This window comes from Stenotrophomonas genospecies 5 (assembly GCF_054473825.1).
Genome location: NZ_JBTMUW010000001.1, coordinates 2211472 through 2233659, shown reverse-complemented (window position 1 = coordinate 2233659; position 22188 = coordinate 2211472). Strand labels below are relative to the sequence as shown.

Annotated in this window: 16 protein-coding genes; 10 read left to right on the top strand and 6 right to left on the bottom strand. The window is 67.8% G+C overall.

The window, feature by feature from the left end; genetic code table 11:
• Nucleotides 1-5: 5 nt before the first annotated feature.
• Complete coding sequence (gene aroB, locus ACX9OW_RS10385) at nucleotides 6-1118, bottom strand: 3-dehydroquinate synthase (protein ID WP_197601064.1); 1113 nt, start codon at nucleotides 1116-1118, stop codon at nucleotides 6-8.
• Complete coding sequence (locus tag ACX9OW_RS10380) at nucleotides 1115-1657, bottom strand: shikimate kinase (RefSeq protein ID WP_065174808.1); 543 nt, start codon at nucleotides 1655-1657, stop codon at nucleotides 1115-1117. Before ACX9OW_RS10380 ends, aroB begins: the two co-directional genes overlap by 4 nt.
• A gap of 97 nt (nucleotides 1658-1754) precedes the next feature.
• On the opposite strand from ACX9OW_RS10380, the gene ACX9OW_RS10375 reads away from it, so the two are divergent.
• Nucleotides 1755-1958 (top strand): dodecin family protein, encoded by a 204-nt coding sequence (locus tag ACX9OW_RS10375; RefSeq protein ID WP_053518657.1) that lies wholly within the window; start codon nucleotides 1755-1757, stop codon nucleotides 1956-1958.
• A gap of 6 nt (nucleotides 1959-1964) precedes the next feature.
• On the opposite strand, the gene ACX9OW_RS10370 is transcribed toward ACX9OW_RS10375, so the two are convergent.
• Nucleotides 1965-2792 (bottom strand): kinase, encoded by an 828-nt coding sequence (locus ACX9OW_RS10370; protein ID WP_111186370.1) that lies wholly within the window; start codon nucleotides 2790-2792, stop codon nucleotides 1965-1967.
• A 40-nt stretch (nucleotides 2793-2832) separates the two neighbouring features.
• Between ACX9OW_RS10370 and pdxH the strand changes: the two genes are divergently transcribed.
• Together pdxH and aacA are read left to right on the top strand one after the other, a co-directional pair.
• Complete coding sequence (gene pdxH, locus ACX9OW_RS10365) at nucleotides 2833-3432, top strand: pyridoxamine 5'-phosphate oxidase (protein ID WP_053518654.1); 600 nt, start codon at nucleotides 2833-2835, stop codon at nucleotides 3430-3432.
• A complete protein-coding gene (aacA, locus tag ACX9OW_RS10360; RefSeq protein WP_193396759.1) occupies nucleotides 3429-3896 on the top strand; it encodes an aminoglycoside 6'-N-acetyltransferase in 468 nt (155 codons plus the stop codon). The genes pdxH and aacA overlap by 4 nt, the downstream gene beginning before the upstream one ends.
• Nucleotides 3897-3943: 47 nt before the next feature.
• Here the strand turns inward: aacA and prpR are convergent, their stop codons facing one another.
• A complete protein-coding gene (gene prpR, locus ACX9OW_RS10355) occupies nucleotides 3944-5527 on the bottom strand; it encodes a propionate catabolism operon regulatory protein PrpR (protein ID WP_193396775.1) in 1584 nt (527 codons plus the stop codon).
• 155 nt (nucleotides 5528-5682) lie between these two features.
• Between prpR and prpB the strand changes: the two genes are divergently transcribed.
• From prpB to pbpC, 7 genes are all read left to right on the top strand, one after another.
• Nucleotides 5683-6576, top strand: a complete 894-nt coding sequence (prpB, locus tag ACX9OW_RS10350) for a methylisocitrate lyase (RefSeq protein WP_253118632.1) — start codon at nucleotides 5683-5685, stop codon at nucleotides 6574-6576.
• Between the two features lie 36 nt (nucleotides 6577-6612).
• The gene (gene prpC, locus ACX9OW_RS10345; protein ID WP_053518648.1) at nucleotides 6613-7770 is read left to right on the top strand and encodes a bifunctional 2-methylcitrate synthase/citrate synthase; all 1158 of its coding nucleotides are present in this window, start codon (nucleotides 6613-6615) and stop codon (nucleotides 7768-7770) included.
• A gap of 98 nt (nucleotides 7771-7868) precedes the next feature.
• On the top strand, nucleotides 7869-10487 hold the full coding sequence (gene acnD / locus ACX9OW_RS10340; RefSeq protein ID WP_065182635.1) for a Fe/S-dependent 2-methylisocitrate dehydratase AcnD: 2619 nt from the start codon (nucleotides 7869-7871) through the stop codon (nucleotides 10485-10487).
• Nucleotides 10488-10538: 51 nt separating this feature from the next.
• A complete protein-coding gene (gene prpF, locus ACX9OW_RS10335) occupies nucleotides 10539-11723 on the top strand; it encodes a 2-methylaconitate cis-trans isomerase PrpF (RefSeq protein WP_253118633.1) in 1185 nt (394 codons plus the stop codon).
• A gap of 99 nt (nucleotides 11724-11822) precedes the next feature.
• Nucleotides 11823-13283 (top strand): bifunctional 2-methylcitrate dehydratase/aconitate hydratase, encoded by a 1461-nt coding sequence (locus ACX9OW_RS10330; RefSeq protein ID WP_253118634.1) that lies wholly within the window; start codon nucleotides 11823-11825, stop codon nucleotides 13281-13283.
• Between the two features lie 179 nt (nucleotides 13284-13462).
• On the top strand, nucleotides 13463-18370 hold the full coding sequence (locus ACX9OW_RS10325; RefSeq protein WP_459062238.1) for an alpha-2-macroglobulin family protein: 4908 nt from the start codon (nucleotides 13463-13465) through the stop codon (nucleotides 18368-18370).
• A 49-nt stretch (nucleotides 18371-18419) separates the two neighbouring features.
• Entirely contained in the window at nucleotides 18420-20801 is a 2382-nt protein-coding gene (gene pbpC / locus ACX9OW_RS10320; protein ID WP_111186364.1) for a penicillin-binding protein 1C, read from the top strand.
• Between the two features lie 42 nt (nucleotides 20802-20843).
• Here pbpC and ACX9OW_RS10315 read toward each other — a convergent pair whose 3' ends face one another.
• Together ACX9OW_RS10315 and ACX9OW_RS10310 are read right to left on the bottom strand one after the other, a co-directional pair.
• A complete protein-coding gene (locus ACX9OW_RS10315; RefSeq protein WP_065182639.1) occupies nucleotides 20844-21419 on the bottom strand; it encodes a ferritin-like domain-containing protein in 576 nt (191 codons plus the stop codon).
• 29 nt (nucleotides 21420-21448) lie between these two features.
• The gene (locus tag ACX9OW_RS10310) at nucleotides 21449-21931 is read right to left on the bottom strand and encodes a peroxiredoxin (RefSeq protein WP_065182640.1); all 483 of its coding nucleotides are present in this window, start codon (nucleotides 21929-21931) and stop codon (nucleotides 21449-21451) included.
• Nucleotides 21932-22188: the final 257 nt, after the last annotated feature.

The following is a 22188-nucleotide window of genomic DNA, read 5'->3' as shown; positions in this document are numbered from 1 at the left end:
AGCGATCAACCCTGGCCCAGCACCTTCAATACCGCTGCTTCATCCACGTCCGGCACCACCTCGGCCCGACCCATGCCGCGCCAGAGCACCAGGCGCAGTCGACCGGCCACGTTCTTCTTGTCCAACCGCATGCGGCCGAGCAGGGCCTGCGGATCCAGGCCGGCCGGGATCGCGACCGGCAGCCCGAGCCTTTCCAGCAGCGCCTGCAGGCGCGCGCGGTCGGCATCGTCGGCCAGGCCGAGATCGGTGGACAGCCTGGCCGCCAGCACCATGCCCACTGCCACCGCCTCGCCATGGTTCAGCGCATCGCGGCCCGGCGCCGAATAGCCCTGTTCGGTTTCGATGGCATGGCCGAAGGTGTGGCCGAGGTTCAGCAGGGCACGCTCCCCCTTCTCGAACGGATCGCGCTCGACGATGGCGGCCTTGTGCCTGCAGCTGCGGGCGATGGCTTCGGCCAGCACCGCGTCCTCGCCAGCGGACAGCGCGTCGGCGTGGTGCTGCAGCCAGTCGAAGAAATCCGCATCGCCCAGTGCGCCGTACTTCACCACCTCGGCCAGCCCCGCGCGCAGCTCGCGCGGCGGCAGGGTGGCCAGCACCGCGGTATCGGCCACCACCGCGCGCGGCGGATGGAAGGCGCCGACCAGATTCTTGCCGGCAGGAATGTCTACGGCAGTCTTGCCGCCCACCGACGAATCGACCATCGCCAGCAGCGTGGTCGGCAGCTGCACGCAGTCGATGCCCCGCATCCAGCAGGCTGCGGCGAAGCCGGCCAGGTCGCCGACGACACCCCCACCGAGCGCGAACACACAGGCATCGCGGGTGGCGCCCAGGGCTGCCAGCGCTTCGATGGCGCGGCCGAATTCGGCCAAGGTCTTGGAGGCTTCGCCGGCAGCCAGCACGTGTTCGCCGACGACCAGGTCCGAACGCGCGGCCAGCAGGGTCTGCTTCAGCCGCGCCAGGTACAGCGGGGCGACGTCACTGTCGCTGAGCAGCAGGACGTGGCGCCCCCGCACGTGGCGGGCGAGGGCAGGGCCATCGCTCTGGACGCCGGCGCCGATGGAGATGGTGTAAGGGCGGTCACCGCCAACGGCGACCTGCAGCGGAGTGGGGGAAGTCATGCGATCAGGTCCTGGCGCTGCCATTGCGCGGCGAGCTTGACGACCAGCTGGGCGGTGGCGTCGGCAGCGGTGTACGGGTCGGTATCAAGGGTGAGGTCGGCCAGTTCGCGGTACAGCGGATCGCGATGGGCGGCCAGGTCATGCAGCACCTGCTCGCGGTCGGGGCGCTGCAGCAACGGCCGGGCCTTGTCGCGGGCCAGCCGTTCCAGTTGCGCGGTCACGCTGACGCGCAGGTAGACCACGAAGCCACGGCGGGCGATCAATGCCCGGTTGTCCGGGTCCAGTACCGCTCCGCCGCCGGTCGAGACCAGTTGGCCGTGGCCCTGCAGGAGGCGGGCCAGCGCGTCGCGCTCGAGGCTGCGGAAGCCGGTTTCGCCGGAGTGCTCGAAGATCGTGGGAATGCTGGCTCCGGCGGCGTCGACGATGGACTGGTCGACATCGACGAAGTCCAGCGTGAAGCGCTCGGCGAGGCGGCGGCCGATGCAGGTTTTGCCGGCGCCCATCGGGCCGATCAGGATCAGGTTCGGAGCAGGATTCATGCACCCTGATGCTAACACCTCCGTGCCCCGGCCTTTACGTCCTTCACGCCAGGGTGGACTTCCTGCGGGGATTCCCGCGTTCAACGGAGTACAGGCCATGTCGGTTGCCAAGGTCATCGAAATCACCGCCTCTTCGCCCACGAGCGTGGAGGATGCCGTGCGCAGCGGCCTGAAGAAGGTCTCCGGAACCGTGAAGGGCATCCAGGGGGCCTGGATCAACGAGACCAAGGTGGTCACCAATGGCAGCGGTGAGATCACCGAGTGGCGGGTCAATCTGCGGGTGACCTTCCTGGTGGAATGAGGGGCGTCAGCGCAGTGCCTGTACCTGGCGCTGCGCATCCAGCACCACCACCCGGTCGGCGAGGGCCGGCAGTGCATGCAGTGCCTGCCGGCTGACCCGCTCGAAGTACTGCACGAAGCGCTCCAGCTGCGGCCGGCTCATGCCATGCCGGCCGGGCTGAGCCGCCTGCAGGCTCTGCTCCTGCTGCCAGCGCCAGCGCGGTACCACCGAGAAGTCCGGCGGCTGCAGGAACCACAGGCGGTCACAGCGTTGCCACAATGCCGGGTAGTCGCGGCCCAGGGCCTGGTTGCACCAGTGGCGCCAGCGGCCATCGCTGTCGGCATCACGTTCAAGGGCGTTCAACGGCTGAGCCAGTTCGGATTCCTCCTGCGCCGGTGTGCCCAGGAACCAGCCTTCGAACACCAGCAGGTCCAGCGGCTTTTCCAGCCGTGGCCACTGCGCCTGTGGCAGGCGCTCGTCGGCCAGCTTGTCGAAGCGCGGCAGCGCCAGTGGTTCGCGCGCGGCGGCGGCATCGAGCAGCGCGTGGACCAGCGGCAGGTCGTGGGTGCCCGGCGGCCCCCGGGTGATCAACAGCGGATGGACCTGGCGTGCCAGCCGCTGCCGTTGCGCGCGGGTCAGGTAGACATCATCGATGGACAGCGTCGCGGCGTTCAGGCCCCGGTTCCGGGCGCGCGCCACCACCTGCTCGGCCAGCGTCGATTTGCCGCTCCCCTGCAGCCCGCTGATCGCCAATACTGGAACCGCCGCGCCGCTGCCCAGCGCATCATCCAGTGCCTGCTCGGCCAATGTTTCGGGAAATCCTTTCACCTGGGGCATATACGCAGCAGCGACCATGCCGCCACAATAGATCAATCCGTGTGAGAAGAACGCAATCATGAGCGACCTGTACGCCGAAGCCCTGTCCACGTTTGCGGCCCTGTTCGACGAGGCCAAACAGAGCCGCGAGGTCGAGCCCAACGCGATGACCGTGGCCAGTGCCGACCTGCACGGTCGTCCGTCGGCGCGCACCGTGCTGCTGAAGGCCTTCGATGAGCGTGGCTTCGTGTTCTATACCCACCTGGACAGCCACAAGGGCCAGGAGCTGCGGGCCAATCCGCAGGCGGCCCTGCTGTTCCTGTGGCGCAGCCTGCGCGAGGCCGGCATCCAGGTGCGCATCGAAGGCCGTGTCGAACAGGTGGCCGATGCGGAAGCAGACGCCTATTTCGCCAGCCGTCCGCGCATGAGCCAGATCGGCGCGTGGGCCTCGCAGCAGTCGAAGACGCTTGCAACGCGCGAAGAGTTCGATGCGCGCGTGGCCGAGGTCGAGGCACGTTTCGAGGGCAAGGACGTGCCGCGTCCGGACGGCTGGAGTGGCCTGCGCGTGGTGCCCGACCGCATCGAGTTCTGGTACGGCGCGCAGTTCCGCCTGCACGAGCGGTGGTGCTATGAAGCCGGCGCCGAGGGGCGCTGGAGCAAGCGCCTGTTGTATCCGTGAGCGGCTGCGCTGCCACGATCCGCCAGGCCACACCGGCCGATGCCGCTGCATGGTCGCGGCTGCGCGTGGGCCTGTGGCCCGACGCCGATGATCCGCTGGAGGAGCTGGCGCAATCGCTGGCCGATCCGGAAGGTGCGGTGTTCCTGGCGTGCGCGGCTGATGGTGAGGCGGTCGGTTTCGCCGAGGTGCGCCTGCGCCACGACTATGTGAACGGCACCGGTTCCTCGCCGGTCGGGTTCCTGGAAGGCTGGTATGTAACGCCGCAGTGGCAGGGCCGCGCTGTCGGCCGTGCCCTGCTGGCGGAAGTGCAGGCGTGGACGCGGGACGCGGGCTGCAGCGAGCTGGCCTCGGACAGCCGCCTGGAGGACGTAGAGGCGCACGCGGCACACCGCGCCTGTGGCTTTGTAGAGACCGAGCGGGTGGTCTATTTCCGCATGCCGCTGGACGCGGCCACGCGGGGGTAGTGCCAACCTTGGCTGGCGGCGCGCCGCGCGGTCCGCGATGCGCCTGCCTACATTCCTTCCGCGCGCAGCCAGCGCCACAAGGTGGTGCGTGACACGCCGAGCACCTGGGCCATGCCTTCGCGGTCATTGCGGTGTTCCTGCAGCAGCGCCTGCAGCTGGGCCCGTGCCGGGCGCCTGCCATTGCTTTCCAGCCGCAGGGACGGGGTGCTTTCGCGCGCCAGTTCCGGCGCCAGCTGCAGCAGGCGCCCAGCGTCGATCATCCCGTCTGCCGGCTGCCAGTGGATGCGCAGGCGGTCGACCAGATTGCGCAGTTCTCTCACATTGCCCGGCCAGTCGGCGGCACCCAGCACTGCCATCGCGTCCTGGTCCAGGGGGGCGTCGATACCACGCAGCTGGCGGAAGAAGTGCCGGGTCAGCAGCGGGATGTCAGCGCGCCGGGCACGCAGCGGGGGCAGTGCGATGCGCAGTGCCGCCAGCCGGTAGTAGAGGTCGCGCCTGAAGCTGCCGGCAGCTGCGCGATGCTCCAGCGACTGCAGCGTCGCGGCCACCACCCGCAGGTCCACGGGTGTTGGTTCGGTGGCGCCGACGCGCAGCACTTCACGTTCTTCCAGCACGCGCAGCAGGCGGGTCTGCAGCGGCAAGGGCAGCTCGCCGATCTCGTCAAGGAACAGTGTGCCGCCATCGGCCGCTTCGACCAGGCCGACCCGGCCGCCACGACGTGCGCCCGTGAAGGCGCCATCGCTGTAGCCGAACAGTTCGGCTTCCAGCAGCGATTCGCTGATCGCGCCGCAGTTCAGCGCGACGAAACGACCGCGCCGGCCGCTGGCGGCGTGCAGTTGCCGTGCCACCAGTTCCTTGCCGGTACCGGTCTCGCCGGTGACCAGCACGGTGCTGTCGTGCGGTGCATAGAGCGCGATCTGTGCGCGCACCTGCGCCATCGCCTCGCTGTCGCCGAGCAGCGCGTATGCATCGCCGCGCGGGGCGGCACTGCGCCGCGTGGTGGGGCGTGGACCCACCGAGCGTGCCAGGGTCTGGGTCAGTTCCAGCGCATGCTCGAAGGCCTGCCGTACCGAGTCGGCCGAATACAGAAGCACGCCCGGCAGCCCGGCCTGCTCGGCATGGTCGATGGCCATCCCGGTGCCGACGATCACTTCGATGCCGTTGGCACGCAGATCGGCGATGCAGTCGCGCGCATCTTCGCGGGTGACGAAGCGGCGGTGCTCGATATCCAGGCCGAAGCTCTGCTGGAAGCCGCTGAACACCGGCACGTCGCTGGCATGGGTGACCAGGCCGATGCGTGCGGCGATGCGGCGCGCGCGCGCCAGAGCCTCCATCAGGTCGAAGCCGTTGGCCTGGATCGGCACCAGCGGCAGGTCGAGCCGACTGCGCAGCCAGGCCGCGTTCGAGCCACCGGCAATCACCACGTCGCAGTGCTCGCGGCGCAGGCGTTGGCCGATCACCTCCACTGCCTCTTCGAAGCCGAGGTTGATCTGCTCGATGCGCGCGCGGCGGTCGAACTCGGGAATGACGTCACCCAGCAGGCCGGTCAGCCGCGAAACGCTGACCGTCCAGATCACCGGGCGACCGGGGTCGGCATCGGCATGGCGCAGGGGCGAGCGGGGCAGGTACATGGGGCGGACACCGGCACGGGAGTGTTTCATGATACATCTGTTTCAATGTTTCATATGTTTCATCGCTGTTAGCCGATCATGCCTTTGAAATCAATCGCTTGCAGCTTGGCATGGTGCTTGCGCCTACCCACCTGTTCCTCAACATGGATTGCCGCATGACCGCTTCCGCCCCTTCTTCCGCTGGTGCCCGCTTCCGCGAGACTCTGGCCGCCGAATCGCCGCTGCAGGTGATCGGTGCGATCAACGCCAACCACGCCCTGCTGGCCAAGCGCGCCGGCTTCCGCGCCATCTACCTGTCCGGCGGTGGTGTTGCCGCAGGCTCGCTGGGCCTGCCGGACCTGGGCATCAACACCCTGGAAGACGTACTGGTGGACGTGCGCCGCATCACCGACGTCTGCGACCTGCCGCTGATGGTGGACATCGATACCGGCTTCGGACCCAGCGCGTTCAACATCGCGCGCACCGTGAAGTCGCTGATCAAGGCCGGCGCGGCCGCCTGCCACATCGAGGACCAGGTCGGCGCCAAGCGCTGTGGTCACCGTCCCGGCAAGGAGATCGTTTCGCAGGGTGAGATGGTCGACCGCGTGAAGGCCGCCGCTGATGCAAAGACCGATCCGGATTTCTTCCTGATCGCACGCACCGATGCCATCCAGGTGGATGGCGTGGACAAGGCCATCGAGCGCGCCATCGCCTGTGTCGAAGCGGGCGCTGATGGCATCTTCGCCGAGGCTGCCTACGATCTGGACACCTACCGCCGCTTCGTCGATGCAGTGAAGGTGCCGGTGCTGGCCAACATCACCGAATTCGGTGCGACGCCGCTGTTCAGCCGCGACGAGCTGGCCTCGGCCGGGGTCGCCATCCAGCTGTTCCCGCTGTCGGCGTTCCGCGCGGCGAACAAGGCGGCGGAGAACGTCTACCAGGCGGTGCGCCGCGACGGTCACCAGCGCAGCGTGGTCGACGCCATGCAGACCCGCGAAGAACTGTACGACCGCATCGGCTACCACGCGTTCGAGCAGCAGCTCGACGCACTGTTCGCCGCCAAGAAATAAGCAGTACCCTGCACCATCAAGTTTTCGGAGGGAAACATGAACGATACGACCGCAACCCCGACCTTCAAGCCGAAGAAATCCGTCGCCCTGTCCGGCACTGCCGCCGGCAACACCGCGCTGTGCAGCGTCGGTCGCAGCGGCAATGACCTGCACTACCGTGGCTACGACATCCTGGATCTGGCCAACACCAGCGAATTCGAGGAAATCGCGTACCTGCTGGTGCACGGCAAGCTGCCGACCCGCGCCGAGCTGGTTTCGTACAAGGCCAAGCTGAAGTCGCTGCGTGGCATCCCGGCCGCGGTGAAAGCCGCGCTGGAAGAACTGCCGCCGTCGGCACACCCGATGGATGTGATGCGCACCGGCGTGTCGGTGCTCGGCTGCGTGGCGCCGGAAAAGGATGACCACAACCATCCGGGTGCACGCGACATCGCCGACAAGCTGATGGCCTGCCTCGGCTCGATGCTGCTGTACTGGTACCACTGGAGCCACAACGGCCGCGCCATCGACGTGGAAACCGATGACGATTCCATCGGTGGCCACTTCCTGCACCTGCTGCACGGCGAGAAGCCACAGGATTCGTGGGTGAAGGCGATGCACACCTCGCTGATCCTGTACGCAGAGCACGAGTTCAACGCGTCCACCTTCACCTGCCGTGTCATCGCCGGTACCGGCAGCGACATGTACAGTGCGATCTGCGGTGGCATCGGCGCGCTGCGCGGCCCCAAGCACGGCGGCGCCAACGAAGTGGCCTTCGAGGTGCAGAAGCGCTACGACAGCCCGGATGAGGCCGAAGAGGACATCAAGGCCCGCGTCGAGCGCAAGGAAGTGGTGATCGGCTTCGGCCACCCGGTGTACACCGTGTCCGACCCGCGCAACAAGGTGATCAAGGACGTCGCCCGTGAGCTGTCCGAAGAGCAGTCGAGCATGAAGATGTACGACATCGCCGAGCGCCTGGAGACGGTGATGTGGGACATCAAGAAAATGTTCCCGAACCTCGACTGGTTCAGCGCCGTCAGCTACCACATGATGGGCGTGCCGACCGCGATGTTCACCCCGCTGTTCGTCATCGCCCGCACCGCCGGCTGGAGCGCGCACATCGTCGAGCAGCGCATCGACGGCAAGATCATCCGTCCGAGCGCGAACTACATCGGCCCGGAAGATCGCGAGTTCGTGGCCATCGACAAGCGCGCCTGACCGCCGCGTGATCCATCCATCCGGTCGGCCAGGTGCCGGCCGGATGCCTTCATTGCCGCTCGCCGGCATCCGGCCCGCCCCAAGCATTCCGCCAGCCCATGAATACCGATTACCGCAAGACCCTCCCCGGCACCCCGCTGGACTACTTCGATGCGCGCGCTGCGGTCGATGCGATCCAGCCCGGCGCCTACGCCACGCTGCCGTATGTCTCGCGCGTGCTGGCCGAGAACCTGGTACGGCGTTGCGATCCGGCGCTGCTCACCGCCTCGCTGACGCAGCTGATCGAACGTCGCCGCGACCTGGATTTTCCCTGGTTCCCGGCGCGCGTGGTGTGCCATGACATTCTCGGTCAGACCGCGCTGGTGGATCTCGCCGGCCTGCGCGATGCGATCGCCGACAAGGGCGGCGATCCGGCCAAGGTCAACCCGGTGGTGCCGGTACAGCTGATCGTTGATCACTCGCTGGCGGTGGAGTGCGGTGGTTTCGATCCGCAGGCATTCGAGAAGAACCGCGCCATCGAGGATCGCCGCAACGAGGATCGCTTCCATTTCATCGACTGGACCAAGCGGGCGTTCCAGAACGTGGATGTGATTCCGCCGGGCAACGGCATTATGCACCAGATCAACCTGGAGAAGATGTCGCCGGTGATCTACGTGCAGGACGGCGTGGCCTTCCCGGATACCTGCGTGGGCACCGACAGCCATACCCCGCACGTCGATGCGCTGGGCGTGATCGCCATCGGTGTCGGCGGCCTGGAGGCCGAGAACGTGATGCTCGGCCGCGCGTCGTGGATGCGCCTGCCCGACATCATCGGCGTGGAACTGACCGGTCGGCCACAGCCAGGGATCACCGCCACCGACGTGGTGCTGGCCCTGACCGAGTTCCTGCGCAAGGAACGCGTGGTGGGCGCCTGGCTTGAGTTCTTCGGCGAGGGTGCGGCCGCGCTGACCATCGGTGACCGTGCCACCATCTCCAACATGTGCCCGGAGTACGGCGCGACCGCGGCGATGTTCTACATCGACGGGCAGACCATCGATTACCTGCGCCTGACCGGCCGCGAGGAATCGCAGGTGGCGCTGGTGGAGAACTACGCACGCAGCACCGGTCTGTGGGCCGATGCGCTGGCCACGGCGCAGTACGAGCGCGTGCTGCGCTTCGACCTGTCCAGCGTGGTCCGCAACATGGCGGGCCCGAGCAATCCGCATCGCCGCCTGCCGGTGGCCGAGCTGGCCGAGCGCGGCATCGCCGACGCAGCCAAGCTCGATGCCGGCAAGGCCGAGCAGCTGCGGGGCCTGATGCCTGATGGCGCGGTGATCATCGCCGCCATTACCAGCTGCACCAACACCTCCAACCCGCGCAACGTGATCGCCGCCGGCCTGCTGGCGCGCAAGGCCAACGAGCGCGGCCTGCTGCGCAAGCCGTGGGTCAAGTCGTCGCTGGCCCCGGGTTCAAAGGCGGTGCAGCTGTATCTGGAAGAGGCCGGCCTGCTGCCGGAGCTGGAAAAGCTCGGCTTCGGCATCGTCGCGTTCGCCTGCACCACGTGCAACGGCATGAGCGGTGCGCTGGATCCGGCGATCCAGCAGGAAATCATCGACCGCGACCTGTATGCCACCGCCGTGCTGTCGGGCAACCGCAACTTCGATGGCCGCATCCATCCTTACGCAAAGCAGGCCTTCCTGGCATCGCCGCCACTGGTGATCGCCTATGCCATTGCCGGCACCATGCGCTTCGACATCGAGAAGGACGTGCTTGGCGTGGACGCCGACGGCAACGAGGTGCGCCTGAAGGATATCTGGCCGAGCGATGCCGAGATCGATGCAGTGGTGAAGGCGGCGGTGAAGCCCGAGCAGTTCCGCAGCGTCTACAACCCGATGTTCAACGTGCGCGTGGAGCAGGGTGCGGCGGTCAGTCCGCTGTATGACTGGCGCCCGCAGAGCACCTACATCCGCCGCCCGCCGTACTGGGAGGGGGCGCTGGCCGGTGAACGCACGCTGGCGGGCATGCGCGCGCTGGCGGTGCTGCCGGACAACATCACCACCGACCACCTGTCGCCGTCCAACGCAATCCTGGCCTCCAGTGCCGCCGGCGAATACCTGGCGAAGATGGGCCTGCCGGAAGAGGACTTCAATTCCTACGCAACCCACCGCGGCGACCACCTGACCGCGCAGCGCGCCACCTTCGCCAACCCGAAACTGTTCAACGAGATGGTGCGCAACGACGACGGCAGCGTGAAGCAGGGCTCGCTGGCGCGGGTGGAGCCGGAGGGCAAGGTGATGCGCATGTGGGAGGCGATCGAGACCTACATGGAGCGCAAGCAGCCGCTGATCATCATCGCCGGTGCCGACTACGGCCAGGGCAGCTCGCGTGACTGGGCGGCGAAGGGCGTGCGCCTGGCCGGCGTGGAAGCGATCGCGGCGGAAGGCTTCGAGCGCATCCACCGCACCAACCTGATCGGCATGGGCGTGCTGCCGCTGGAGTTCAAGCCGGGCACCACCCGGCTGACCCTGGGCATCGACGGTACCGAGACCTTCGACGTGGTGGGCGAGCGCACGCCGCGCGCCGACCTGACCCTGGTCATCCACCGCCGCGATGGGCAGGACATCATCGTGCCGGTCACCTGTCGCCTGGACAGCGACGAGGAAGTGGCGATCTACGAAGCGGGCGGTGTACTGCAGCGCTTCGCCCAGGATTTCCTCGAAGGTGCCCGGGTGGCATGAGACAACCGACGGCCCGGCAACGGGCCGTCTTTCATTGCAAGGAACCGTTCCATGAGCTTTCTTCCGCAACTCCGCATTGCGGCCACCTACATGCGCGGTGGCACCAGCAAGGGCGTGTTCTTCCGCCTGCAGGACCTGCCCGCAGCCGCACAGGTGCCGGGCCCGGCACGTGATGCGCTGCTGATGCGCGTGATCGGGTCGCCCGATCCCTATGGCAAGCACACCGATGGCATGGGCGGGGCCACGTCCAGCACCAGCAAGTGCGTGATCATCTCCAGTGCGTCCGTGCCCGATCACGATGTGGACTATCTGTACGGCCAGGTTTCGATCGACACCGCGTTCGTCGACTGGAGCGGCAACTGTGGCAACCTCAGCACTGCGGTGGGTCCGTTCGCCATCGCCAACGGCCTGATCGATCCGGCCCGGGTGCCGCGCGACGGCCTGTGCACCGTGCGCATCTGGCAAGCCAACGTCGGCAAGACCATCATCGCCCACGTGCCGATGCGCAATGGCGAGGTGCAGGAGATCGGTGATTTCGAGCTGGATGGCGTGACCTTCCCGGCTGCCGAGATCCAGCTTGAGTTCATAGATCCCTCCGATGATGGCGACGCGGGCGCGATGTTCCCGACCGGCAACCTGGTCGATACCCTGGATGTGCCGGGCGTGGGCAGTTTCGAGGTGACGATGATCACCGCCGGCATCCCGACCATCTTCCTCAATGCGGCCGATCTGGGCTACAGCGGTACCGAGCTGCAGCCGGCGATCAACGACGACAAGGCCGCCCTGCAGAAGTTCGAGAGCATCCGTGCGCACGGTGCGCTGCGCATGGGCCTGATCTCGACGCTGGAAGAGGCGGCGACCCGCCAGCACACGCCGAAAGTGGCGTTCGTGGCACCGGCACAGGATTATGTATCGTCCAGCGGCAAGGCAATCCCGGCATCGGCCATCGATCTGCATGCGCGTGCGCTGTCGATGGGCAAGCTGCACCACGCGATGATGGGCACTGCCGCTGTGGCGATCGGTACCGCTGCTGCGATTCCGGGCACGCTGGTCAACCGTGCCGCCGGCGGTGGCCAGCGCGAGGCGGTGACCTTCGGGCATCCGTCCGGCACGCTGCGCGTGGGCGCCCAGGCCGGTCTCGTTGACGGGCAGTGGACAGTGACCAAGGCCATCATGAGCCGCAGCGCCCGTGTATTGATGGAAGGCAGCGTGCGGGTACCGGCCGACACCTTGTAACGCGGGACCATGGCGGTAGCGCCGGGCCATGCCCGGCGAGCGCGGCAGGGCCCGCCCATGAACCGCCGGGCGTGGTCCGGCGTCAGCGGAGAACAGACGATGTCCGACAGCCACACCCCGTCCAACGAACGTGCCGCGTGGGATGCGCTGCTGGAGGACATCGTCGATTACGTGCGCGACGTGCGCATCGACTCGCCACTGGCATTCCAGACCGCGCATTACTGCCTGCTGGATAGCCTCGGCTGCGGCCTGGAAGCGCTGTCCTTCCCGGCCTGCAGCAAGCTGCTCGGGCCCCTGGTGCCGGGCATCAGCGTGACCAACGGCGCGCGCGTGCCGGGAACGCACTACGTGCTGGATCCGGTGCAGGCGGCGTTCAATATCGGCGCGATGGTGCGCTGGCTCGACTTCAACGACACCTGGCTGGCCGCCGAGTGGGGTCATCCGTCGGATAATCTCGGCGGCATCCTGGCCGTCTGCGATTGGCTGGGGCGCAATGCCGCGGCCCTGCGTCGTCCACCGCCGACCGTGCACGATGTGCTGGTGGCGATGATCAAGGCGCACGAGATCCAGGGCGTGCTGGCTCTGGAGAATTCCTTCAACCGGGTCGGGCTGGACCACGTGGTGCTGGTGAAGGTCGCCACCACCGCCGTGGTCGCCCGCCTGCTTGGGCTGGATCGCGAGCGCATGCTCAATGCGCTGTCGCTGGCCTGGGTCGATGGCCAGGCGCTGCGGACCTACCGGCATGCGCCCAACACCGGTTCGCGCAAGAGCTGGGCCGCCGGCGATGCCACCAGTCGCGGCGTGCGCCTGGCGCTGATGGCGGCCAGCGGCGAGATGGGGTATCCCAGCGTGTTGAGCGCTCCCACCTGGGGCTTCGAAGCGGTCTCCATGCATGGTCAGGCGGTGACGCTGGGTCGGCCGCTGGGCAGCTACGTGATGGAGAACGTGCTGTTCAAGATCAGTTTTCCCGCCGAGTTCCACGGCCAGACCGCAGTGGAGGCCGCGGTCGCGCTGCACGCGCAACTGCGGGCAGGCGGGCGCAGCGTCGATGACATCGCACATATCGCCATCCGCACGCAGGAGGCCTGCATCCGCATCATCGACAAGCGCGGCCCGCTGCACAATCCGGCCGACCGCGACCACTGCGTGCAGTACATGGTCGCCATCGCGCTGCTGCATGGGCGGCTGGTGGCCGAGGACTACGAGGACGACGTCGCTGCTGACCCACGCATCGATGCGCTGCGCGCGCGGATGACCTGCCACGAAGACCCGCAGCTCAGCGCGGATTACCTGGACCCGGACAAGCGCAGCATCGCCAACGGCCTGACCGTCCGCTTCAACGACGGCAGCGAACTGCCGGAGGTCCTGGTCGAGTACCCGCTCGGCCACGCCCGGCGACGCGACGAGGGCATGCCCCTGTTGATGGACAAGTTCCGGCGGCATCTGGCCCATCGGTTCCCCACCACCCAGCAGCAGCGCATCCTGGCGGCCTCGCTGGACCCGGTGGCGCTGGCGGCCATGCCGGTGACCGACTACGTGGATCTGTACCGGCCGGGGTAGGGCGCGCCTTGGTAGGTGCCAACCTTGGTTGGCACGGGCCCAACGCCAACCAAGGTTGGCCGCTACCGGGACCGCCGGGCATGGCCCGGCGCTACCGTTCCGATGTATTCCTGCCGGATCCGCGCCAACACCTTGACGCGGCGCGCCTATAATGGCCGCCTCGATCAAGGAGTGACGACATGAGCGGTCCGGCACGGCGCAAGCGGTGGGGATGGGCGGCGGCGGTACTGGCAGGAGGCCTGTTGCTGGGTCTGGCCGGTTGCCGCAACGACAGCGGGCAGCTGCCCAAGGCCAGTGGCGAGGCCATTGCCACCCAGGCCGAGCAGGTGAAGGATTTCACCCTGCTGCGCGCCTACCCGGACCAGAAGAATGACGGCCTGTCGCTGGCGCTGGAGTTCTCGCGCCCGCTGGTCGGCACGCAGGATTTCGACACGCTGGTGCGCTTCGAAGAGAAGGTCGGCACCGACGACAGCAGCTGGACCCTGTCCGATGACGGACTGACCCTGCGCTATCCGTTCGTCGAAGCCGGCAAGGAGTTCAGCCTGGTGGTATCGCCGGACCTGCTGGCCGCCGATGGCAGCCGGCTGGGCAAGGAGCTGAAGCAGAAGGTGTTCAGTGGCGAATTGAAGCCGGTGGCCGGCTTCGCCTCGCAGGGCAGCGTGCTGCCGGCCAAGGACAGCCGCGGCCTGCCGGTTGTCTCCGTGAATGTTCCCGAGGTCGACGTCGAATTCCTGCGCGTGCGCGAGAAGGATCTGCCGACCTTCTTCAGCCAGTACCAGCGCGGCGGCCGTCGTGGCAGCTGGGAACTGAGCAGCGACTACGAGCGCAGCCCGATCAATGCGTTGGCCGAGCCGGTCTACGTCAACCGCTTCATCCTCGGCGGCAAGCAGAACGAGCGGGTGCTGACCTACCTGCCAACCCAGGACATCAAGGAGCTGCAGGAGCCGGGCCTGTACTTCGCACTGCTCAAGCGCACGGGCGATTACGAGGGCGAGTTCGACACCGCGTTCTTCTCGGTCAGCGACATCGGCCTGCACACGCGCGCCTACAAGGACAAGCTGTTCGTCCACACCGCCGGACTGAAGGACGGAGCACCGCTGAAGAACGTCGAGCTGCGCGTGCTCGACGGCAAAGGCGAGGTGGTGCTCAAGGGCAGTACCGATGGCAACGGCAATGCGCTGCTGAACTGCACGCTCGACGCCACCCACGTGCTGGTGGCCAGCAGTGGTCGCGACACCAGCTTCCTGCCCTTCAACCAGCCGGCCCTGGACCTGAGCGAGTTCGCCGTTGCCGGCCGTGACAATGCCTGGTTCGATGTCTACGCATGGTCCGGCCGCGACCTCTATCGGCCGGGCGAGACCGTGCGCCTGTCCGCGCTGCTGCGCGACAATGATGGCAAGCCGGTCAAGTCGCAGCCGGTGTTCCTGCGCCTGAAGCAGCCCGACGGCAAGACCTTCCGCGAGACCCGCCTGCAGCCGGGCGAGCAGGGCTACATCGCCTTCGAGCAGGTCATCCCGGCCGAGGCGCCGACGGGACGCTGGCAGGTGGAGTTCCGTACTGATCCGGCCAGCAAGGAAGCGATCCAGGGCATGACCCTGCGCATCGAAGAGTTCCTGCCCGAACGGATGAAGCTGGACCTGGACAGCCCGCAGAAGACGCTCAAGCCGGGCGAAGATCTTCGTCTGCAGGCCGATGGCGCGTATCTGTACGGCGCGCCGGCTGACGGCAACCGCTTCACCGCGCGCCTGGCCGTGGCAGCCGAACAGCAGCCGGTCGAGGGATTGCCGGGCTACTTCTTCGGCGACCCGACCCTGCAGCTGCCGCGCGAGGCCAAGGACGTGATCGACACGACGCTGCCGGCCAACGGCCAGCTGCGCGAGGACGTGACGCTGCCGGAAGAAGCGGCCAAGGCCAAGGCGCCGATCGCGGTGGTGCTGTCCGGCAGCCTGTACGAGACCGGTGGGCGGACCGTGACCCGCACCCTGAAGCGGGTGATGTGGCCAGCCAATGCACTGGTCGGCGTGCGTCCGCTGTTCAACCCCGACGATGGTGCCGACTCCAACAGCAACGCACGCTTCGAACTGGTGCGCGTGGACGCGGCCGGCCGGCCGCAGCCGGCCAAGGGCCTGAAGATCACCCTGGTGCGCGAGCTGCGTGACTATCACTGGACCTTCAACGACAACCGTTGGGACTACGATTTCACCCGTCGGTTCGAGAACAAGGAAACCCGCACGGTCGATGCCGGCAGCAGCGCGGTGGCGTTCGATGTCCCGGTCGAGTGGGGCGAGTACCGGGTGGACGTGTTCGATCCGGGCACCGGCCTGACCAGCCGCTATCCGTTCCGTGCCGGCTGGAGCTGGGGCGATGACAATCGCGGTCTCGATGCGCGCCCGGACAAGGTCAAGCTGGGCCTGGACAAGACCGGCTACAAGGCGGGCGACACCCTGCAGGTGACGGTGACGCCGCCGCATGCCGGCAAGGGCATCCTGATGGTCGAGACCGATCGCATGCTGTACGTGCAGGACATCGACGCCAAACCCGGTGCCACCTTCAACATCCCGGTCACCGCTGACTGGGAGCGCCACGATGTCTACATCACCGCGCTGGTGTTCCGGGGTGGCAGTGCGCCGAGCAAGATCACCCCGGCGCGCGCTGTCGGCGTGGTGCACGTACCGATGGACCGCAGGGGCCGCACCGTGGCCGTCGGCCTGGTGGCGCCGAAGCAGATGCGCCCGGAACAGGATCTGCCGGTGACGGTCAGCGCACCGCAGCTGGCCGGCAAGGCCGCGTACGTCACCGTGTCGGCGGTGGATGTGGGCATCCTCAACATCACCCGTTTCCCCGTGCCCGATGCCGGCGCGCACTTCTTCGCCCAGCGCCGCCTCGGCATCGATGCCTATGACATCTACAGCCGGGTGATCGAGAGCTTCGACGGCGGCGCCGGCAAGCTGAAGTTCGGCGGTGACATGGCGCTGCAGTCCCTGCCTCAGGCCAAGCGGCCGACCGCGCGCGTGCAGACCGTGGATCTGTTCTCCGGCCCGGTACAGCTTGATGCCAAGGGCAATGCCCGCATCCGCCTCAAGGTGCCGGACTTCAACGGCACGCTGCGCGTGTCGGCGCTGGTGTACAGCGATGACCAGTACGGCAAGCGCGACGTGGAAACGGTGGTGCGCGCACCGATCCTGGCCGAGGCCAGCATGCCGCGCGTGCTCGCCCCGGGCGACCGCAGCACCGTGACGCTGGACGTGCAGAACTTCACCGGCAAGCCCGGCCAGTTCAACGTGCGCGTGGACAGCGAGGGACCGCTGGCCCTTGGCGAGGGCAGCCGCAGCGTGCAGCTCAACGCCGATGCGAAGACCACGCTGAGCTTCCCGCTGTCGGCACGCGAAGGCCACAGCGTGGCCAAGGTGCGGGTGCGTGTGGAAGGCAATGGCTTCAAGGCCGACCGCCGCTACGACCTGCCGGTGCGTGCGGCATGGCCGCAGGTGCTGCGCTCGCAGGTACGCACGCTCGACCCGCTGGCGGCGGTCAGCCTCGACAGCGGTCTGGCCGATGGCCTGATGTCCGAGTCGGTCAATGCGCGCCTGCTGGTCAGCCCGCTGCCCCCGATTCCGTTTGCCAGTGCTCTGCAGGGCGCGCTGAATTACCCGTATGGCTGCGCCGAGCAGACCACCAGCAAGGGCTACGCTGCGCTGATCCTGGACCAGGCCACGTCGTCGATGCTCGGCGCAGACGGCCTGGACGCCAAGACCCGCCGCGAACGCATGGAGGGCGCGTTCGGCCGCCTGGCGTCGATGCAGGTGGCCAACGGCAACTTCTCGATGTGGGGCGACGATGGTTATGTGAACCCGTGGCTGACCCCGTACATCGCCGAGTTCCTGCTTGATGCCCGGGATGCCGGCTTCGCCGTACCGGACAACGTGCTGCAGAAGGCACTGAACCGTCTCAGCGAGGATCTGCTGTCCGGCGGCAACCCGTTCTACGGGCAGGACGAGCGCGAGAAACTGAAGTTCGCCAACCAGGCGTATTCCGGCTACGTGCTGGCCCGGGTCAACCGTGCGCCGCTGGGTACGCTGCGCACGCTGTACGACAACGAGCGCAGCAAGGCGGTTGGCGGCCTGTCGCTGGTCCACCTGGGCGTGGCGCTGTCGCTGCAGGGCGACGCCAAGCGTGGCCAGGCCGCGTTGGAAGCTGCCTTCGCCAAGTCCAGCAGCGAGCGCCCGTCGTACTTCGGCGACTACGGCAGCGCGATCCGTGATGATGCGCTGATGATCGCGCTGACCCACGAGAACAAGCTGGCGAAGCCGGCATGGGATGCGCGTGCGGTTGATCTCGGCCGCGGCCTGGATGCGCGCCGCAACGCCGGCTGGATGTGGCTGAGCACGCAGGAGCAGGTCGCCATTGCCCGCCTCGGCAAGGCGCTGGCGGCCAACCAGAAGGCACTGGTGGCCGGCGAGCTGGTGATCGGTGGCAACAGTGAATCGATCAGCGAGCGCAAGCTGTTCGGCCGCACCTTCAGCGCCAGCGAACTGGCCAGCGGAGTGCGCTTCACTCCGCAGGGCCAGCCCCCGATGTTCGCCAGCATCGATGTGGCGGGCATCCCGCGCAGTGCGCCAGCGCCGGACAACAGTGTGATCGGTGTCGAGCGCAGCTACTTCGGTACCGACGGCAAGCCGTGGTCGCCGCGCCCGCTGAAGGAAGGCGAAGCGCTGATCGTGCGGGTCGCCGTCAGTGCCGACACCACCATGCCGGATGCGCTGCTGACCGACCTGCTGCCGGCCGGCCTGGAGATCGAGAACTTCAACCTGGGCGATGCCAAGCAGTGGGCAGACGTGGTGGTCGATGGCATCACCATCAGCGACCGCGGTGACGCGGCCGATACCAAGCATGAGGAGTTCCGCGACGACCGCTACGTGGCTGCGCTCAAGCTCTCGCGCGGCGGAAAGGCCAATGTGTTCTACCTGGTGCGTGCGGTGACCCCGGGCACCTACTCGGTGCCGCCGCCGCTGGTGGAAGACATGTACCGGCCGCAGCTGCGTGGCGTCGGCCGCAGCAACCCGACCACGATCACGGTGGTGCAGCCGTGACCGCGCGGACGGGCCGCGACGGCGCGGCCCGTCCTGCTGGCAACCTGCAATGAAGAACGCGATGACGACCCGGCAGGCGGACCTGCGCCGCCGGCTGCGGCCGCTGTGGCCGTGGCTGCGCTGGGGAACGGCGGGTCTGCTGACGCTGCTGCTGGTACTGGACGTCGTTTTCCCGCCGCCACTGCCGAAGCAGCGCGACACCAGCACCCTGGTGGTGGCTGCCGATGGCACGCCACTGCGTGCGTTCGCCGATGCCGAGGGCGTGTGGCGCTATCCGGCCTCGATCGACAGCGTCTCGCCGTTGTACCTGCAGGCGTTGTTGACCTACGAGGACCGCTGGTTCTGGCGCCATCCGGGCATCAACCCGCTGGCGATCCTGCGTGCCAGCGGCCAGCTGCTGCGCGGCGGCCGCATCGTTTCCGGTGGCTCGACCCTGACCATGCAGGTGGCACGCATCCTCGACCCGCATTCGCGTACCCCGTGGGGCAAGCTCAAGCAGGTGCTGCGGGCCCTGCAGCTGGAAGTGCATCTTTCCAAGCGGGAGATCCTGGCCCTGTATCTGGAGCGTGCGCCCTACGGCGGCACCATCGAGGGCGTGGAGGCTGCCAGCTGGGCCTACCTGGGCAAGCCGGCCGCGCAGCTGTCACATGCCGAGGCCGCGTTGCTGGCGGTGCTGCCACAGGCACCCAGCCGCCTGCGCCCGGACCGCCATCCGGAAGCGGCGCAGAAGGCACGTGACAAGGTGCTGGCACGCATGGCCGAACGGGGGGCGTGGACACCGGATGAGGTGGAGGATGCACGCATCGAGAACGTGGTGGCGCGGTCGCTGCGACCGCCACTGCATGCGGCATTGCTGGCGCAGCGGCTGCATGCGGCACACCCCGGCCAGGCGCGCATCCGGAGCAGCATCGACATCGGCCTGCAGCGTACACTGGAAGAGCGCGTGGCCAGCTATTTCTCGAGCCTGCCGGAGCGGACGTCGGCGGCATTGCTGGTGGTCGACAACCAGACCCTGCAGGCGCGCGCCTACGTGGGAACGCTGTCCTTCGGCGACCGCCAGCGCCTGGGCCACGTCGACATGGTGCAGGCCTGGCGCTCGCCGGGTTCGACCCTCAAGCCGTTCCTGTACGCGATGGCGCTGGATGACGGCCTGATCCACTCGGAGAGCCTGCTGGTGGACGCGCCGCAGAGCTTCGGCAGCTACCGTCCGGGCAACTTCGACATGGCGTTCAATGGCCCGATCGGCGCCTCCAGTGCGTTGCGTCTGTCGCTCAACGTACCCTCGGTGGACCTGCTGCAGCGGGTCGGCGCCGCGCGCTTTGCCGCGCGCCTGTCACACGCCGGCATCCAGCTGCGTTTTCCCGCGGGCAGCCCCCCCAATCTCTCGCTGATACTCGGTGGCACCGGCGCGAGGCTGGAAGATCTGGTCGGGGCATTCGCCGCACTGAACCGCAACGGTATCGCCGGCCGCGTGCGCTACACCGATGACGAGCCGATGATCGAGCGGCGGTTGGCGTCGCCGGGGGCGAGCTGGATCGTACGCGAGATGCTGGAGTCGAACCCGCGTCCGGGGTATGGCGTGGGCACCTTCGATGTGGGAGGGCGCCCCCGCGTTGCCTGGAAGACCGGGACCAGTTACGGCTACCGCGATGCCTGGGCCATCGGCAGCACGCGGCATTACACCGTGGGCGTATGGGTGGGGCGGCCCGACGGCACGCCCCTGCCGGGCCAGTACGGCGCGGTCACCGCGCTGCCGCTGATGTTCGAGGTGGTCGACAGTCTGCCGCGCCAGCGTGGCGATTCGGCGGCGGCACCGATGCCGGCCAGCGTCAGCCAGGGCGACATCTGCTGGCCGACCGGTGAACGCGCCGAAGGATTGCCGCCGGCCGTGTGCCAGCGGCGGATGCCGGCGTACCTGCTCGACGGCGCCGTACCGCTCACGTTCCCCGAGCGCGAAGCCCGGCGTTGGCAACCGGGCCGTCAGCGCTACCTGGCAGATGCACGCACCGGTCTGCGCGTCTCGGCCGATTGTCGTCTGCCTCATGAGGAGGTGGCGCGCGAAATCGCCCGTTGGCCGGCGCTGCTGTCGCCGTGGCTGCCGAAGGCGACCCGGGAGCTGTCGCAGCTGCCGGCGCTGTCACCGGACTGCCGCGACGATGGCCGTGAGGCCAGCGTGGCGCTGCACGTGGACGGTCTGAATGACGGGGCCACGCTGGCGCGCGCGCCCAATGCCGAACACGGCGTGCGCCTGCAGCTGCGCGCGCTGGGCAGCGAGCAGGCAGTGGACTGGCTGCTGGATGGCCGCTGGATCGCACAGACCCGGGGATCTCAGCTGATGCAGCGCGAGTTCGCCGAGCCGGGCGCCCATACGCTGACCGCACTGGCCGCCGATGGCGCATGGACGCAGGTGCGTTTCAACGTCCTCCGGTAGGTGCCGGCCCCGGCCGGCACGCGATATCCGATACGCGCAGCGCTATTCCCCGATCCACCCGTCCAGCAGGTCGGCGAACTCATCGGCGTGTTCTTCCTCCTGCGCCAGGATCTCCTCGAGGATGCGCTTGGTGGTCGTGTCGCGATCACCGATGAAGTCGATCATCTCGCGGTAGCTGTCGATGGCGATGCGTTCGGCGACCAGATTCTCGCGGACCATGTCACGCAGGTCGCTGCCCTCCTTGTACTCGGCATGCGAACGCGCGCTCAGCGTGTCCGGATTGAGGTCCGGCTCGCCGCCGAGCTGGACGATGCGTTCGGCCAGCTTGCCAGCATGCGCCTGTTCCTGCTGCGCATGCTCAAGGAACTCGGCCTTGACCGCATCGGCCAGCATCCCCTTGGCGGTGAAGTAATGCCGGTAGTAGCGCAGCACGCAGACATACTCGGTGGCGAGGGCGTCGTTGAGCAGCTTGATCACGGCCTTGCGGTCGGCACTGTAGCTTTCGGTGATCGCGCCATCTTCAAGATTGCGCCGCGCGCGTTCGCGCAGGACCTTGCGGTCGCTGATGCCGGGAAGCGGGTGGGCAGACGTGTTGGCGTTGGCTGGCGTATTGGACATGGCTGGCCGTTTCCTCTTGCGGTGGAAGATCAGGTGGGCAGGTGCTCCAGCACGTACTCGGCCGAGGACACTTCGAACTGCCCGGGCTGCTCGATCCAGGCCGCGCGGACGACGCCGTCGTCCACGTACAGGGCAAACCGGCGCGAGCGGATGCCCATGCCCGAAGCACTGGCATCCAGTTCCAGGCCCAGCGCGCGGGTCAGTTCGGCATTGCCGTCGGACAGCATCAGCAGGCCCTCGGGTACGTGCTGGTCAGCGGCCCAGGCCTTCATCACGAACGGATCGTTGACCGCCATGCAGTAGACCTCGATGCCGCGCTGGCGGAACGCCTCGAACTTCTCGACGAAGCCGGGCAGGTGGCGGGCGGAGCAAGTGGGGGTGAAGGCGCCGGGCACGGCGAACAGCACCACTTTGCGGGCGTCGAACAGCGAGTGCGTATCGAGCGTCTCGATGCCCTCGCGGATGCGCTTGAGGGTCACTTCCGGAATGCGGTCGCCGACATGGATGGTCATGATGGACTCCTTGCTGGGGCAGGCTAGTGGACGGGATGGGACAGGGGCGTCAAGACATTGGAAACCCCGCGTGCAGGCCCCATCTTCAGGGGGCACGCGCCAGGGTTCCAGCCACAGCGTGGCGCAGGCCGATGGCAGGCGCATTGCGCAGGATCAGTCGGCCTCACCGGGGCCGCACGAGGGGCGGCGTAGCATCGCCGGCGCGTAGAATGAACCCGGGGCGGCGCCACCGGCGCGGCCGAAGCGAATCGAGGTAG